Origin of the sequence: Acinetobacter sp. UNC436CL71CviS28 (assembly GCF_000620525.1) — a bacterium.
Taxonomy (GTDB): Bacteria; Pseudomonadota; Gammaproteobacteria; order Pseudomonadales; family Moraxellaceae; genus Acinetobacter; species Acinetobacter radioresistens.
This window is the reverse complement of the sequence record NZ_JIBB01000005.1, coordinates 67,158-80,908: the sequence shown is the minus strand read 5'-3', so window position 1 is coordinate 80,908 and position 13,751 is coordinate 67,158. Positions and strand designations below refer to the sequence as shown.

Sequence of the window (13,751 nt, the reverse complement as noted above, 5' to 3'; positions counted from 1 at the left end):
ATGAACGAAACCTTACGCGTACTACCGCAATGGGCAGCCGGCTGGGAAACTACCTTTATGGTAGTACAGGCCGTTATCGTACTGCTGGTGGTGGTATTAATGGCAGCACTGATGTCTTTTATTGAGCGTCGCCTGCTGGCTGTCTGGCAGGACCGTTATGGTCCGAACCGTGTAGGTCCAGGCGGTATGTTCCAGATCGTAGCCGACATGCTTAAAATCATGTTCAAGGAAGACTGGACACCAAAATTCTCTGACAAACTGACATTCCGTCTGGCACCTGCGGTTGCGATGGCAACTGCAGTACTCTCATTTATGGTGATACCTGTATCACCATCTCTGGGCGTAGCCGATATGAGTATCGGCCTGCTGTTCTTTATGGCAATGGCTGGTATTGCAGTTTATGCCGTATTATTTGGCGGCTGGTCTTCAAACAACAAGTACGCATTACTGGGTGGCCTGCGTTCTGCAGCCCAAACGATTTCTTATGAAGTCTTCCTGGGTATTTCACTGATGGGTGTAGTTGCAATTGCAGGTTCTTTCAACCTGCGTGAAATTGTAGAAGCCCAGCGTGACATGTGGTTTATCATTCCGCAGTTCCTTGGTTTTATGATCTTCGTAGTCGCAGGCGTAGCGGTGACTCACCGTCATCCATTTGACCAGCCGGAAGCCGAACAGGAACTTGCAGAAGGTTACCATGTTGAATATGGTGGTATGAAATGGGGGATGTTCTTCGTTGCTGAATACGTCAATATCATCCTGATTTCTGCCCTGATTGTAACTCTGTTCTTTGGTGGATGGCTTGCACCATTCAATCTTGAAATTCCGTTCTTGCCACCAGCATTCTGGTTCATTATTAAAACTGCTTTCTTTGTCATGATGTTTGTATTGGCTCGTGGTTCACTTATGCGTCCACGATATGACCAAGTGATGAATTTTGGCTGGAAAGTGTGTCTGCCATTGGCGTTAGTAAACCTATTGGTAACTGGCGCTGTTATTCTGATGAATGCGGCCTAGGACAGCAGGGAGTTAAAAATGTATAAAATTCTAGCTGGAGTTGGGTCAATTGTTCGTACGCTATGGATGGTCTTCACCCATGTCGGACGTAAACGTGACACCATTTTATATCCGGAAGTACCTGCTGAGCAGATCGTACCGCCACGTTATCGTGGGCGGATTATTCTGACACGTGACCCGGATGGTGAAGAGCGTTGTGTTGCCTGCAACCTGTGTGCTGTTGCCTGTCCGGTAGGCTGTATTTCACTGCAAAAAGCAGAGAAAGAAGATGGCCGCTGGTATCCGGAATTTTTCCGTATCAACTTTTCACGTTGTATCTTCTGCGGTATGTGTGAAGAAGCATGCCCAACCACAGCCATTCAGCTGACACCTGACTTTGAACTTGGTGAATATGTTCGTCAGGATCTGGTCTATGAAAAAGAACATCTGCTAATTTCTGGTCCTGGCAAATATCCTGACTATAATTTCTACCGTGTAGCAGGTATGGCAATCGAAGGCAAAGACAAAGGTCAGGCACAAAAAGAAAGTGCACCTATTGATGTACGGAGTCTATTACCATGATGTGGCCATTTTATCTGATGGCTCTTGTGGCCATTATCTCGACGATTCGTGTGGTAACCAACACCAATCCGGTACACGCTTTACTCAGCCTGATTGTTTCACTTCTGGCAGTAGCAGGTATTTTTCTGATCGTAGGTGCGCCGTTTGCTGGTGCACTTGAAGTGATCGTTTATGCAGGTGCCATTATGGTGCTGTTCGTGTTCGTGGTTATGATGCTGAATCTGGGACAGCAAACCATGGAGCAGGAGCGTAAATGGTTAAACTCATCTGCCTGGGCCTACCCGGCACTGATGTCATTCCTGATGGGACTGATTTTAGTGTGGATGCTCGGTGGTGAATACACTACTGCAGGTGCTACGCTCGGCCGTGAAATTATCGGACCCAAGGCTGTAGGTCAGTCACTCTTTACACATTATTTATTATTGGTTGAGGTTGCCGCAATGCTGCTTCTGGCTTCGCTGGTTGCTGCATTCCATATTGGTCGACGTGAACCGGGTGCAGAAGAGGAAAACAATAATGGGTAACATCCCTCTAGAACATGGTTTGATTGTCGCAACCATTCTTTTTGCACTGGGCTTTTATGGTGTAATGGTACGACGTAACCTTTTGTTTATGTTAATGAGCCTTGAAGTCATGATGAATGCAGCAGCATTGGCATTTGTATTGGCGGGTAGTGCCTGGGCACAGCCGGATGGACAGATTATGTTTATCCTGATTTTGACCTTGGCAGCAGCAGAGGCTTGTATCGGTCTCGCGATCGTCCTTCAGTTTTATCATCGCTTCCATCATCTGGATGTGGATGCTGCTAGTGAGATGCGCGGATGAGCTATTTATATTTGACAGTATTATTCCCGCTAATCGGTTTTCTCTTGTTGGCGGCGGGACGCGATAAGCTTTCTGAAAATATCTCTGCAGTAATCGGTGCAGGCTCAGTAGGCCTGTCTGCTCTGATCGCACTGATTGCTGGTATAGAGTTTGTAGGTAATGGTTCAGTGGCTCAGGCTCAGCATTTGTGGACCTGGTTCAGTGTTGGTACATTTGCTCCTGGCATTAGTCTACATCTGGATGGTCTATCTTTACTGATGACCGGTATGATTACTGGGGTAGGTTTTCTGATCCATATCTTTGCTTCGTGGTATATGCGTGGTGAAGAAGGTTATGCACGCTTTTTCTCTTACTTCAACCTGTTTGTAGCAAGCATGTTGTTGTTAGTACTTGGCGATAACCTGGCACTTTTATTCTTGGGCTGGGAAGGCGTGGGCCTGTGTTCATATCTGCTGATCGGTTTTTATTATTCGAATCCTGCTAATGGCTGGGCGGCAATTAAAGCCTTTACCGTGACTCGTGTAGGTGACGTATTCCTGCTGATTGCATTATTCCTGCTTTATCAACAGTTCGGAACATTAAATATCCAGTATATCGTGGCAAATGCAGCTCAGGTCATGACTCTAAGCTCGTCACTATCTATCTGGACTGCGTTAATGTTATTCCTTGGAGCAGCCGGTAAATCTGCACAGATACCACTGCAAACCTGGCTTGCAGATGCAATGGCAGGTCCAACACCTGTTTCTGCACTGATCCATGCCGCTACTATGGTAACCGCAGGTGTCTACCTAACCTGCCGTATGTTTGCTGTAATGGAAATGGCACCAGAAGTGATGCAGTTTATCTCCATTACTGGTGCGGTTACTTTGCTGGTTGCTGGTTTTGCTGCCTTGGTACAGACCGATATCAAACGTATTCTGGCTTACTCAACTATGAGTCAGTTGGGTTATATGTTTATGGCGGTTGGTGCAGAAGCTTATCAAGCAGGGCTGTTCCACATGCTGGCACATGCTTTCTTTAAAGCATTACTGTTCCTGTCTTCAGGTGCAGTGATTCTGGCTTGTCATCATGAACAGAATATTTTCAAAATGGGTGGCTTACGCAAGAAAATTCCATTTGTGTTCTGGTGCTTTGTTATTGGTGGTGGTGCACTGGCAGCGTTACCAATTGTGACCGTGGGCTTCTTCTCTAAAGATGCGATCCTTGGTGCAGTTTATGCACAGTCAGCCATGTCCAACCTGCCACTTTATAATACATTGTACTGGGTAGGGGTAGTGGGTGCTTTCCTCACTTCAATTTATACATTCCGCTTGATCTGGGTAGTATTCTTTGGTGAAGAGAAGACTCATGCGCATGAAATCAAGGGAGTGACCTATTGGGGTCCGCTGGCAATCCTTGCAGCGTTGTCAACCGGTTTGGGTTACTTCTTGCAAGGTCCAGTAAATAAGCTTCTGGCTACAGCTATTCCTGCATTTAGTATTCCTGAAACACTGGAAGATGCGGTTGCACATGCCGAGCATCTAGCAAGCGGTGTTGCAATTGCTGGTCTGATCGTGGGAATTATCCTGTTTGCTTTTGCTTACAATGTCGTAAAAAGCATTGCCAATACATCGTTTGGTACAGGTATTGCCAATATCTGGCGTAATGCTTTTGGCTTCGATGCCCTTTATCATCTTGTTTTTGTAAAACCATATTTGCTCATCGCGAAGATCATGGGTCGTGATCCGATTGACAGTCTGTGGCTGGTTCTGCCTGCGCTAGTTAAAAGCGGCAACAGCTTTACAAGTTCTCGTCAAACCGGTTTGCTACGTGAATACGCATCTAGCATGTCACTCGGGGTAGTGGTGTTGCTGATGATCCTGATCGTGATTCAGGTAGTGGGGAAATAAAATGGAAAACAATTTAATTTTACCCGCGCTGATCCTTGTTCCGTTCATTGCAGGTTTTATTTGCTGGCTGGTCGACAAGCTCGACCAACATCTACCACGCTGGATTGCTTTAATTGGCATGCTCGTTACTTTGGGCCTGACCATTGCTCTTTGGCAGACTGGTACTTATGACTATAGCTTGGGCCAGAAGGTTCCAACCTGGTCTGCAGAGTTTGCACTACCTTGGATTCAAACCCTGGGTATCAATATTCATTTGGCAGTAGATGGACTTTCTTTACTCATGGTCGGCCTGACAGCACTTCTTGGTGTGCTGGCAGTAGGCTGTTCATGGGGTGAAATCCAGAAAAATGTTGGTTTCTTCCACCTGAACTTATTATGGTCTCTAGGTGGAGTCATCGGGGTATTTCTGGCTATCGACATGTTCCTGTTCTTCTTCTTCTGGGAGATGATGCTGGTGCCGATCTACTTCCTGATCGCACTTTGGGGACATAAAGGTTCAAATGGACGTTCGCGTGTTTATGCGGCAACCAAGTTCTTTATTTATACGCAGGTTGCAGGCCTGATCATGCTGATCGGTATTCTGGGGCTGGTGATTTACGGTTATATGATGACCGGTACCATCAACTTCAGCTATAACTATCTGCTGGGCGTTGCCAATGCACTGGACACTCAGCTGCCTTCAGTTGCATACGCATTTATGATCTGTATGTTTATCGGGTTTGCGGTCAAGTTGCCAGTATTCCCGTTACATGGCTGGTTACCAGATGCCCATGCTCAGGCGCCTACAGCAGGTTCGGTTGACCTTGCAGGGATCCTGATTAAGACTGCTGCTTATGGTTTGCTCCGTTTTGTTATTCCGTTCTTTCCGGCAGCATCTGCAGATTTTGCCAATATCGCTATTATCTTTGGTTTGATCGGTATTTTTTACGGCGCATGGTGTGCTTTCCAGCAAACAGACATGAAGCGTCTGCTGGCTTACACTTCCATTTCGCACATGGGTTTTGTGTTATTGGCGCTATATGCCGGTAATATCCTGACCTTCCAGGGTCTGATGATCATGATGCTGGCTCATGGTTTGTCGTCTGCTGCATTGTTTATTATGTGTGGCCAGATTTATGAGCGTCTGCATACACGTGATATGCGTCTGATGGGCGGTATTCGCGGTCAGTTCCAGTATCTGCCATTCTTCCTGATGTTCTTCGTGGCAGCGTTAGTCGGTATTCCTGGTTTGGGTAACTTCATCGGTGAGTTCCTGATCCTGATGGGTTCTTATGCAAAATTCCCAGTATTTACAATTCTTGCAGCAGTCAGTCTGGTATTTGCCGGTCTGTACGGTTTAATCCTGATTCACAAAGCTTTATTTGGTGTGCCAAATGAAGAACAAAAGCAGCATTATTCACATCCATTAAAAGATCTGAATGCTCGTGAAATGGTAATTCTGTTGATCTGTGCGCTAGGTCTAGTCTGGCTTGGTCTCTATCCACAAACTTTCCTTGATGTGTCCAACTCAAGTATGGCGTGGTTAGCAAATAGCTACATTCCTGTTCAAGAAGTCGTTGATGTCACCCAGCAGGTGTCGACTCAACTCGAAAATGTGGAGATCCAATAAGCCATGAACTTCACAATGTCATTTTCCGAGCTTATGCCATTAGCTCCTGTGATGATCGTGGCCTTAACTGCGATCGTGGTAATGATCCTCACGGCAATCAAACGTAACCATAACTTGATTGCTACTGCCACAGTAGTGGGTTTAAACCTGTCCGTCATCTATATCCTGATGGAAATGTTCGGTGGTCATTTTGTACCGGCGAATGTTATGGGCATGTTTATGGTTGATCCATTTACCATGCTGTACCAGTTACTGATCTTGATCGCTGCACTGGCCTGTTCAACACTGTCTCATGCTTATATCGAGACCTATAAGAGTAACCGTGAAGAGCTGTATATTCTGCTACTGACTTCAGTGGTTGGTGCAATGCTGATGGTTTCAAGCAGTCACTATGCATCTTTCTTTATCAGCCTCGAACTGATGTCAATTCCGGTTTACGGTTTGCTGGCCTATACACATCAGCGCGCCCGTTCTCTTGAATCTGGTGTGAAGTACCTGGTGCTGTCAGCTACTGCTTCAGCTATGCTACTGATGGGTATGGCATATATCTATGCTTATACTGGCTCACTGTCATTCTATGACTCTGTACAGGCACTCATGCAGGCAATCCAGCAACCAATGGTAATTATTGGTCTGGGACTGATTATCTTTGCTATTGCATTTAAACTATCGCTGGCGCCATTTCATAAATGGACGCCTGATGTTTATGCAGGTGCACCAGCACCGATGGCAACCTTCCTTGCTACCGCAGCAAAAGTAGCAACTATTGGCCTGTTTGTGCGCTATATACTCACTTCAGGTGCGATCCTGATTGAGTCACTAGTGACTATTATTACCATTATTGCAGTTTTATCGATTCTGGTCGGTAACCTGCTGGCAGTTCGTCAAGTAAACTTAAAGCGCATTCTAGGTTATTCATCGATTTCACATTTCGGTTATCTGCTGATTGCACTGGTCAGCATGACCTATGTAAGTCTGGGCAGTGTAAGCGTTTATGTGATTACTTATGTATTAACTACGATCGGCGCTTTCGGTGCTGTTGCCCTGATGTCGAGTCCATATAATAATCTGGATGAAGCTGAATCACTGGCAGATTACCGAGGTCTGTTCTGGCGCCGTCCGGTTCTGACTGCAACCTTAACTGTCATGATGCTGTCTTTAGCCGGTATTCCGTTGACTGCAGGCTTTATTGGTAAGTTTCTTGTAGTTATGGCAGCAGTTACTACCCAGCACTGGTTCTTGGCTGCAATGGTGATTGTAGGTTCAGGTATTGGTCTATATTACTACCTGCGTGTAATGGTGGTTATGTATATGACGCCGCCTGAGACACCGCGTATCGATGCAGATAAGCACTGGGGCCAGAAAGTCGGCGGTTTAATGGTTCTTGGTGCAGCTGTGCTGGTATTATTCCTGGGTATCTATCCAGATCCGATGATCAAGCTTGCGCTCCAAGCCGAGATTTTATCTCCAATCCACTTCATGTTAAGTCAGCAATAATTCTTAAAAATTATTGGATTTAACAAAAAAAGCCCCCAGACATTGGGGGCTTTGCTTATTTCAGATATAAAAAACATTTATAATGCCCCCAACTAAAACTTATTCTTTAGGTGTTCTCCCGTGCCCATTCAAGAAATCCGACATCCATTAATCCGTCATAAAATTGGTCTTTTGCGTCGTGCCGATATCAGCACCAAGAATTTCCGTGAACTGGCTCAGGAAGTTACTATGCTGCTGACTTATGAAGCAACACAGGATCTGCCAGTAGTTGACCATGAAATCGCAGGATGGGCAGGACCAGTTACAACTCAACGTATTGCCGGTAAAAAAATTACCGTAGTACCAATTTTACGTGCCGGCATTGGTATGCTGGATGGTTTTTTAAACCTGATTCCGAGCGCCAAAGTTTCTGTATTGGGGCTTGAACGTGATGAAGAAACATTAGAAGCGCGGACTTACTATAAGAAACTGGTTCCAGATGTACAAAATCGTATCGCCATGATTATTGATCCAATGCTGGCCACAGGTGCTTCGCTAGTGGCTGCAATTGATGTCCTTAAAGCCAGTGGCTGTAAAGATATCCGGGTGATGGTCCTGGTTGCAGCGCCTGAAGGAATCAAGAAAGTAGAAGATGCTCATCCAGATGTGCGTATTTTTACTGCTTCAATTGATGAAGGACTAAATGCACAGGGGTACATTGTGCCGGGTTTAGGGGACGCAGGCGACAAGATTTTTGGTTCAGTACAAAAAGACTAAAATATTTGCTGTCGAGGTAAGAAAGAGGCGAAAGCCTCTTTTTTTATTAGAATATTTTAAATTTGAAATACTGCAAATTATGCTGTTAAGGTTAAGAGTGTAACATTATAGCAAAGGCCTGTACCCGCTTAATCTGGCTAGAATGAGCGTGATATTAGCCAGATGAATTCCTGCTAAAAAATGAGATTTTTTCAAAAATTGCTCCAAAATAAGAAAGACAGTAAGAATATAGCTAATGAAAATGATGTAGACTGATCAAAAAAAGCGCCTTAAGGCGCTTTTTTTTATTTCTCTTCACAAAATCGCATAAATGCTTTTAAACCCGGACCCTGATATTTCTGGCGGTGAACCAGCATAAAAAGAGGGCGCGTTAACTGCCAGAAGGGTGTATCTAGTATGACTAACTGACCTTTTTCACGAAGAGGCTCAATAGCTAGTCTGGAAATACAGGAAACCCCCATACCACCAGCAACTATTTTTAAAATGGCTTCATTATGCCCAAGCGTTAAACGGATGTTTGCATCAGGTAGATCCTGCAAAATACTATTATCAAATACTTCACGGGTACCTGAACCTTCTTCACGCAAAATCCACTCAGCATTTAAAAAATCTTTCTGACTCAGCGGTTGTTTATGCTGTGCCAATGGATGATCAGGTGCACAGCAGACAGCAAGCTCATCATCACGCCAATGGATACATTGCAGTTGGGGTAAATGGCATGAGCCTTCAATGAGTGCCAAATCCAGCTGAAACTGATTTACAGCTTCAATCATCTGGCGGGTATTACCTACCTGAAGCTGTAGATGAGCTTGGGGCTGAAGCTGCAAGAAGCCAGCCATCAGATCAGGCATTAAATAATCACTGATCGTTAAGGTCGCACCCAGACGCAAATCAATACTTTGTAGTTCACCTTTAGCAGCCTGTTCAAAAGACTCACAACGACCTAGTATTTCTAAAGCTTGCGGAAGCAAGAAACGTCCCAGATCATTCAGTTGTAGACGTTTACCTAAGCGGTCAAACAGGGGGGCACCCAAACCATCTTCCAGATCTGCCAGTGCCATACTGGCTGCACTTTGAGTCAGTTTTACGGCATCGCTTGCCCGGGTGACGGTACCCTCTTGAGCAACTGCTACAAAAACCGCCAGCTGGCGTAATGTCATACGCATGAATGAAGCCTTAACGTTTAAAAAATATAAAATAAATAGATGGTCATGCTACCATGAGCACAGTCTCTCATGCCATGTAGAAATCATGTCAATTGAAAAATTTACTCAGGAAAAAGTTTTATCAGTACAGCGCTGGACCTCTAACCTGTTCAGTTTTACGCTGACACGACCTGCACATTTCAAGTTTACTGCCGGCCAGTTTGCGCGTATAGGCTTAAAAGTTGGAGATGAGCTGATCGTACGCGCTTATTCAATTGTTTCTTCACCTTTTGATGAAACTCTGGAATTTTTCTCGATTGTTGTGCCTGACGGGGCTTTTACTTCTCAGCTACAGTACCTGAAAGTAAATGACGAGCTGTATCTGGAAAAGATTCCTTATGGATATCTGACTTTGGCACGTTATCAGTTGCCACTGCCTAAAGATCTATGGCTGCTTGCCACAGGAACTGGTCTGGCGCCGTTTCTATCAATGCTACAGGATTTTGAAACTTGGACTAAATATCAGTCAATTCAGCTGGTCTACAGTGTACGTACAGAGGCCGAGTTAGCTTATCTAGACCGCATTCAGGAAATGGCCAAAATATTTGGGGAAGGGCATCAAGGCTTTCATTTTATACCAGTTATCACCCGTGACCCAAATGCCCGATTACATGAACGTTTGCCCGTACTTATTGAAAATGGTGCACTGGAAGCTGCGGCAGGGCTGCAATTTAACCCTGAGACCAGTCATGTAATGCTTTGTGGTAATCCGCAAATGGTAGAAGATACCAAGGAGGCACTGAAACGGCGTGGGCTCAGTATGAATCGTCGGGGTGAGGGAAATATTGCGGTGGAAAATTACTGGTAAGGGATAATAAGTATAGATAGATATGTTTAATGTACAAACATATCTACAAACTCACGGATCTCCTGAATTGCACTGTCAACATCTGAACTGAGCCAAGTCGGTTCAAATATCCCTGAATAATGTTCAATACGGTCTTGTGGGACCACCAGCCGGATTGGACAGTCTTCTTCAAGCAGGCGCCAAGGAATAATAGGCACTTCCTGATCCAGAAATGCACTGATATTACGAATATCAATGATCATCGCATTTACACAATCGGGAAATGGCATTACTGAAAATTCTTCAGTACGACGCCGAAAGTATTCTAGATCGCCCCACTTTAATACATAGCTAGGCTTGCTAAACTCAATAATCCCGATCAGGTGCAGGTCACGCGTATGATGTAAATAGCACTGATGCGTAACATCGGTGTCTAGATCCAGTGAGGTACGCTGTAGACGATATGCCATAAATAAACAGAATGCATAAAACTTGGCCCAATAGTATAGCGCATTTTTAACTACAACTTAGAAACATTGCACACGTTCCCACTATGCTTTTTCACACAATACAACATAAGTGCTTGTTATGATGAAAATCCAAGCCATAAGAATAAGAGAATGACTATGCAACACGATTTTAATAAACCGCCTCATACTAATGGCCCACAGGATACGGCAAAAAAAAACCGTTTACCTATTTATATTCTTATTGCGGTAGGTATTTTTCTGGCGGCTTTAGTGGTTTATATGATTGGCGACCGTGATCCGGATTCTTCTGAGGCTCCCCCACAGCATCCTAATGCAGAAATGGAACAAGCTTCCATGAACAATACAACCCCAGCAGTAGCCGGTAATACCGAAGCGACGGCAGTAGACAACAGTACGGCAACAGATACTGGCGGTACAGCAGCAGCTCATGATACCGGTACTGGCTCTGCCCATGGTCAATAAGGCTAGCTAGACGAGGATCAGACTATAGTGGCGGCTGTTTAAATATTGCTATCCACTTAAGTCACCTCAGCCTATAGCCTTAATGTGTATACATTAGGGCTTTTTTGCAATCTTTTACTGACGATTTGTTGTATTTATGCTCACTGTAGTTGAATAAACATTGTCCACAAAATATGTTGAAAAGGAATATAAGCCTAGCTTTCTAAACATTCTTAACAACTTAAAACGCTTTAAAACAAGCAAATTGAAGCATAACAAGAGGGCATAACAAAATGAATGATTACTATGCTGGAGGAGCCCGAGGTCCGGGTTTTGATGCAATGTACTATTGGGATCAATTCCATCCCATTATTGCGGCGGTTGTGATATTAATTCTGGGCTGGATTATTGCATTGGTCATTGCTGCCGGAGTTAAAAAGCTTCTGCAAAAAATGAATACCAATCATAAATTATCTAATGCAGCAGGGCACACTACAACTACAGGAACGTCTCCGAATTATGAGGGACTTTTCTCACGTATTGTATTCTGGTTTATTTTAATTATTGCCATTATTGCTGCTTTAAATGTTCTGAATATCAATAGCGTCAGCGGTCCGTTTAGTAATATGATCAGTCAAGTGCTGGTATTTATTCCTAATCTGATTGCAGCAATCGCGGTAGGCTTTATTGGCTGGCTGGTAGCACGTCTGGTGCGTACCGGTTTAACCAAAGTACTGGCCCGTACACAACTTGATGAAAAGTTGAGTAATGATGTCGGTGTAAGTCCTATCAGTAAAAATATTGCTGATATCATTTACTGGTTAATCCTTTTACTGTTCCTGCCAATTGTCCTTTCTATTCTGGGACTGGATGGCCTCTTGGTGCCAGTTCAAAACCTTGTTAATAAAGCTGCGCTATATATTCCTAATATATTCATGGCAGCTATCATCCTGTTTGCAGGCTACATTCTGGCCAAAATTGTTCGTGGTATTGTAGAAGGTCTGGTTAACAGCCTTGACTTGCAGACTCAGGTACAAAAAGTAGGTTTATTTAAAAATTCTAATTTACCTGGATTCCTTGGTTCATTCGTGTTTGCAATCATTATGATTACAGCACTGATTGTAGCTTTTGAAGCACTAGGTATACAAAGTATTTCTCAACCTGCAACTGCGATGCTCTATGAAATCATGAATGCAATTCCGCATATTATTGCTGCGGGCCTGATTCTGATTCTGGCATACATCGTGTCACGCTTTGTTGGCCGTCTGGTTGCTGAACTGATTGCCGGTACAGGTGCAGATGAACTACCAGCTAAGGTTGGTGTTCAGCGTTTCATGGGTAATGCCAAAGTATCCAGTATTGTTGGTTACCTAATTGTATTCTTCACTATGCTGTTTGCTCTGTCTGAAGCAGCAAACCGTCTTGGTTTTGAGCAAGTCAGCGCGCTGATTGCCATGTTCATTTACTTTGGTGCCAATATTCTACTAGGTGCAGTAATTTTGGTAGTAGGTTTCTGGCTGGCCAATATAGTAGCGAATGTTGTTGAACGTGGTGAATACAATAGTTCACGTTGGTTAGGTTGCCTGGTTCGTGTATTAATCATGGGTCTGGTAATTGCTATGGGTCTACGTGCAATGGGCATTGCCGACTCTATTGTAAACCTTGCTTTTGGTCTAACTCTGGGTGCGGTGGCAGTAGCATTTGCTCTAGCCTTTGGTTTAGGTGGACGCCAACCGGCTGAACGTGTTTTGACTGACTTGATTGATAAAGCGAAACGTGAGGCGAACCATCCAAATCCTTTACGAAATAATGACTCCGGTACTACCAGTTCAACAATGACTTCAACCACTGGTTCATTTACAGCTGCTCACACCCCTGCAACTAGCCCGTCAATGACTTCATCTCAAGGTACAGATACTTCAGCTGCTAAATCATCTGAATTATCTATGGATGGGGCTTCGTCTCAGGTAACTGACAGCACAACTAAAACTGCGGAGAATGGAACTTTTATGCCAGATACCGATAATGATACCAATGCGCCAATGCGTACAGATTTGTCAAATACTACTCCGGCGACATTAACGACTGCACCATATGGTGATAATGAAGCCTCTGGCATTGATCAGGTTACGCCTGATTCAGTAGGGGTTAACCCAGTAAATCTGCCTACTAATAATCCATTTGGCTCTACAGGTGAAGCTGAGCCGAATGTAGATGCTAACAAAAATCCAGAAAAGAAAGATGATCAAAAATAAGCTTTGATCTGAATAAAAGATGGGTCACCTGAGCGTGGCCTTTCTTTTTAAGTTCATAACAGGAGAAGTATAAAAATAATGCAAAACTATCCGGAGCGACGTCCACCCAACAAGGTTCTTGCACCATTAATTATTGCCAGTATTACTACAGGTTTTTTAAGTGCGGCTTATAAGTTTATCTTTAAGAAAAATTCTGAGTTAAGTCATAAACAGAATGTAACCGAAAATAAGTCCGAACATAATTCAAAGATAAAATGTCCAGAACAGAAGCATGAGGAGTTCTGAAAAATCTTTAAGACCAAATATCGTCATGAAAATATGGTAAATTTTGTAGGGCCCCAATTGTGCTGAGGAAACAGTTTATATATGATGAAGACTTAAAGAAAAAATAGTACTTAGCTATTCAATAAAAATCTAAACA

At 44.0% G+C, this 13,751-nt stretch carries 14 protein-coding genes; 12 read left to right on the top strand and 2 right to left on the bottom strand.

Features of this window, described 5'->3' with window-relative positions; all coding sequences use genetic code 11:
* The 8 genes from nuoH (at window position 1) to upp (ending at window position 8,151) form a co-directional block, all read left to right on the top strand.
* On the top strand, window positions 1-1,014 hold the full coding sequence (gene nuoH, locus N518_RS0103880) for an NADH-quinone oxidoreductase subunit NuoH (RefSeq protein WP_005406763.1): 1,014 nt from the start codon (window positions 1-3) through the stop codon (window positions 1,012-1,014).
* 18 nt (window positions 1,015-1,032) lie between these two features.
* Complete coding sequence (nuoI, locus tag N518_RS0103875; protein ID WP_005018674.1) at window positions 1,033-1,575, top strand: NADH-quinone oxidoreductase subunit NuoI; 543 nt, start codon at window positions 1,033-1,035, stop codon at window positions 1,573-1,575.
* Window positions 1,575-2,099, top strand: a complete 525-nt coding sequence (gene nuoJ / locus N518_RS0103870; RefSeq protein WP_171053883.1) for an NADH-quinone oxidoreductase subunit J — start codon at window positions 1,575-1,577, stop codon at window positions 2,097-2,099. The genes nuoI and nuoJ overlap by 1 nt, the downstream gene beginning before the upstream one ends.
* Window positions 2,092-2,400, top strand: a complete 309-nt coding sequence (gene nuoK, locus N518_RS0103865; RefSeq protein WP_005018679.1) for an NADH-quinone oxidoreductase subunit NuoK — start codon at window positions 2,092-2,094, stop codon at window positions 2,398-2,400. Before nuoJ ends, nuoK begins: the two co-directional genes overlap by 8 nt.
* Complete coding sequence (gene nuoL / locus N518_RS0103860; protein ID WP_026443999.1) at window positions 2,397-4,289, top strand: NADH-quinone oxidoreductase subunit L; 1,893 nt, start codon at window positions 2,397-2,399, stop codon at window positions 4,287-4,289. Before nuoK ends, nuoL begins: the two co-directional genes overlap by 4 nt.
* A 1-nt stretch (window position 4,290) precedes the next feature.
* Window positions 4,291-5,898 (top strand): NADH-quinone oxidoreductase subunit M, encoded by a 1,608-nt coding sequence (nuoM, locus tag N518_RS0103855; RefSeq protein ID WP_005018684.1) that lies wholly within the window; start codon window positions 4,291-4,293, stop codon window positions 5,896-5,898.
* Window positions 5,899-5,901: 3 nt separating this feature from the next.
* Window positions 5,902-7,395, top strand: coding sequence for an NADH-quinone oxidoreductase subunit NuoN (nuoN, locus tag N518_RS0103850; protein WP_005018687.1), 1,494 nt, complete (start codon window positions 5,902-5,904; stop codon window positions 7,393-7,395).
* Between the two features lie 120 nt (window positions 7,396-7,515).
* Window positions 7,516-8,151: a uracil phosphoribosyltransferase gene (upp, locus tag N518_RS0103845; protein WP_005018688.1), complete on the top strand. Its 636-nt coding sequence runs from the start codon at window positions 7,516-7,518 to the stop codon at window positions 8,149-8,151.
* A gap of 284 nt (window positions 8,152-8,435) precedes the next feature.
* Here upp and gigC read toward each other — a convergent pair whose 3' ends face one another.
* Window positions 8,436-9,317 (bottom strand): LysR family transcriptional regulator GigC, encoded by an 882-nt coding sequence (gene gigC, locus N518_RS0103840; protein ID WP_026443998.1) that lies wholly within the window; start codon window positions 9,315-9,317, stop codon window positions 8,436-8,438.
* 85 nt (window positions 9,318-9,402) lie between these two features.
* Here gigC and N518_RS0103835 point away from each other — a divergent pair, with 85 nt between their 5' ends.
* Entirely contained in the window at window positions 9,403-10,164 is a 762-nt protein-coding gene (locus N518_RS0103835; RefSeq protein ID WP_005027669.1) for a ferredoxin--NADP reductase, read from the top strand.
* A gap of 26 nt (window positions 10,165-10,190) precedes the next feature.
* On the opposite strand, the gene N518_RS0103830 is transcribed toward N518_RS0103835, so the two are convergent.
* On the bottom strand, window positions 10,191-10,613 hold the full coding sequence (locus N518_RS0103830) for a hypothetical protein (protein ID WP_005018694.1): 423 nt from the start codon (window positions 10,611-10,613) through the stop codon (window positions 10,191-10,193).
* Window positions 10,614-10,769: 156 nt separating this feature from the next.
* On the opposite strand from N518_RS0103830, the gene N518_RS0103825 reads away from it, so the two are divergent.
* The 3 genes from N518_RS0103825 to N518_RS0103815 all read left to right on the top strand — a co-directional run bounded on the left by N518_RS0103825 (window position 10,770) and on the right by N518_RS0103815 (window position 13,615).
* A complete protein-coding gene (locus N518_RS0103825) occupies window positions 10,770-11,096 on the top strand; it encodes a hypothetical protein (RefSeq protein WP_026443997.1) in 327 nt (108 codons plus the stop codon).
* Window positions 11,097-11,368: 272 nt separating this feature from the next.
* Complete coding sequence (locus tag N518_RS0103820; RefSeq protein ID WP_026443996.1) at window positions 11,369-13,330, top strand: mechanosensitive ion channel; 1,962 nt, start codon at window positions 11,369-11,371, stop codon at window positions 13,328-13,330.
* Window positions 13,331-13,408: 78 nt separating this feature from the next.
* Window positions 13,409-13,615, top strand: a complete 207-nt coding sequence (locus tag N518_RS0103815) for a hypothetical protein (protein WP_026443995.1) — start codon at window positions 13,409-13,411, stop codon at window positions 13,613-13,615.
* Window positions 13,616-13,751: the final 136 nt, after the last annotated feature.

What these genes read in the sequence shown, in the direction of transcription:
- gigC (WP_026443998.1), bottom strand. Translation starts at nt 9,317, where the DNA reads ATGCGTATGACATTACGCCAGCTGGCGGTTTTTGTAGCAGTTGCTCAA.
- N518_RS0103820 (WP_026443996.1), top strand. Translation starts at nt 11,369, where the DNA reads ATGAATGATTACTATGCTGGAGGAGCCCGAGGTCCGGGTTTTGATGCA.
- nuoH (WP_005406763.1), top strand. Translation starts at nt 1, where the DNA reads ATGAACGAAACCTTACGCGTACTACCGCAATGGGCAGCCGGCTGGGAA.
- nuoL (WP_026443999.1), top strand. Translation starts at nt 2,397, where the DNA reads ATGAGCTATTTATATTTGACAGTATTATTCCCGCTAATCGGTTTTCTC.
- N518_RS0103835 (WP_005027669.1), top strand. Translation starts at nt 9,403, where the DNA reads ATGTCAATTGAAAAATTTACTCAGGAAAAAGTTTTATCAGTACAGCGC.
- nuoN (WP_005018687.1), top strand. Translation starts at nt 5,902, where the DNA reads ATGAACTTCACAATGTCATTTTCCGAGCTTATGCCATTAGCTCCTGTG.
- nuoJ (WP_171053883.1), top strand. Translation starts at nt 1,575, where the DNA reads ATGTGGCCATTTTATCTGATGGCTCTTGTGGCCATTATCTCGACGATT.
- N518_RS0103825 (WP_026443997.1), top strand. Translation starts at nt 10,770, where the DNA reads ATGCAACACGATTTTAATAAACCGCCTCATACTAATGGCCCACAGGAT.
- N518_RS0103830 (WP_005018694.1), bottom strand. Translation starts at nt 10,613, where the DNA reads ATGGCATATCGTCTACAGCGTACCTCACTGGATCTAGACACCGATGTT.
- nuoI (WP_005018674.1), top strand. Translation starts at nt 1,033, where the DNA reads ATGTATAAAATTCTAGCTGGAGTTGGGTCAATTGTTCGTACGCTATGG.
- nuoM (WP_005018684.1), top strand. Translation starts at nt 4,291, where the DNA reads ATGGAAAACAATTTAATTTTACCCGCGCTGATCCTTGTTCCGTTCATT.
- N518_RS0103815 (WP_026443995.1), top strand. Translation starts at nt 13,409, where the DNA reads ATGCAAAACTATCCGGAGCGACGTCCACCCAACAAGGTTCTTGCACCA.
- nuoK (WP_005018679.1), top strand. Translation starts at nt 2,092, where the DNA reads ATGGGTAACATCCCTCTAGAACATGGTTTGATTGTCGCAACCATTCTT.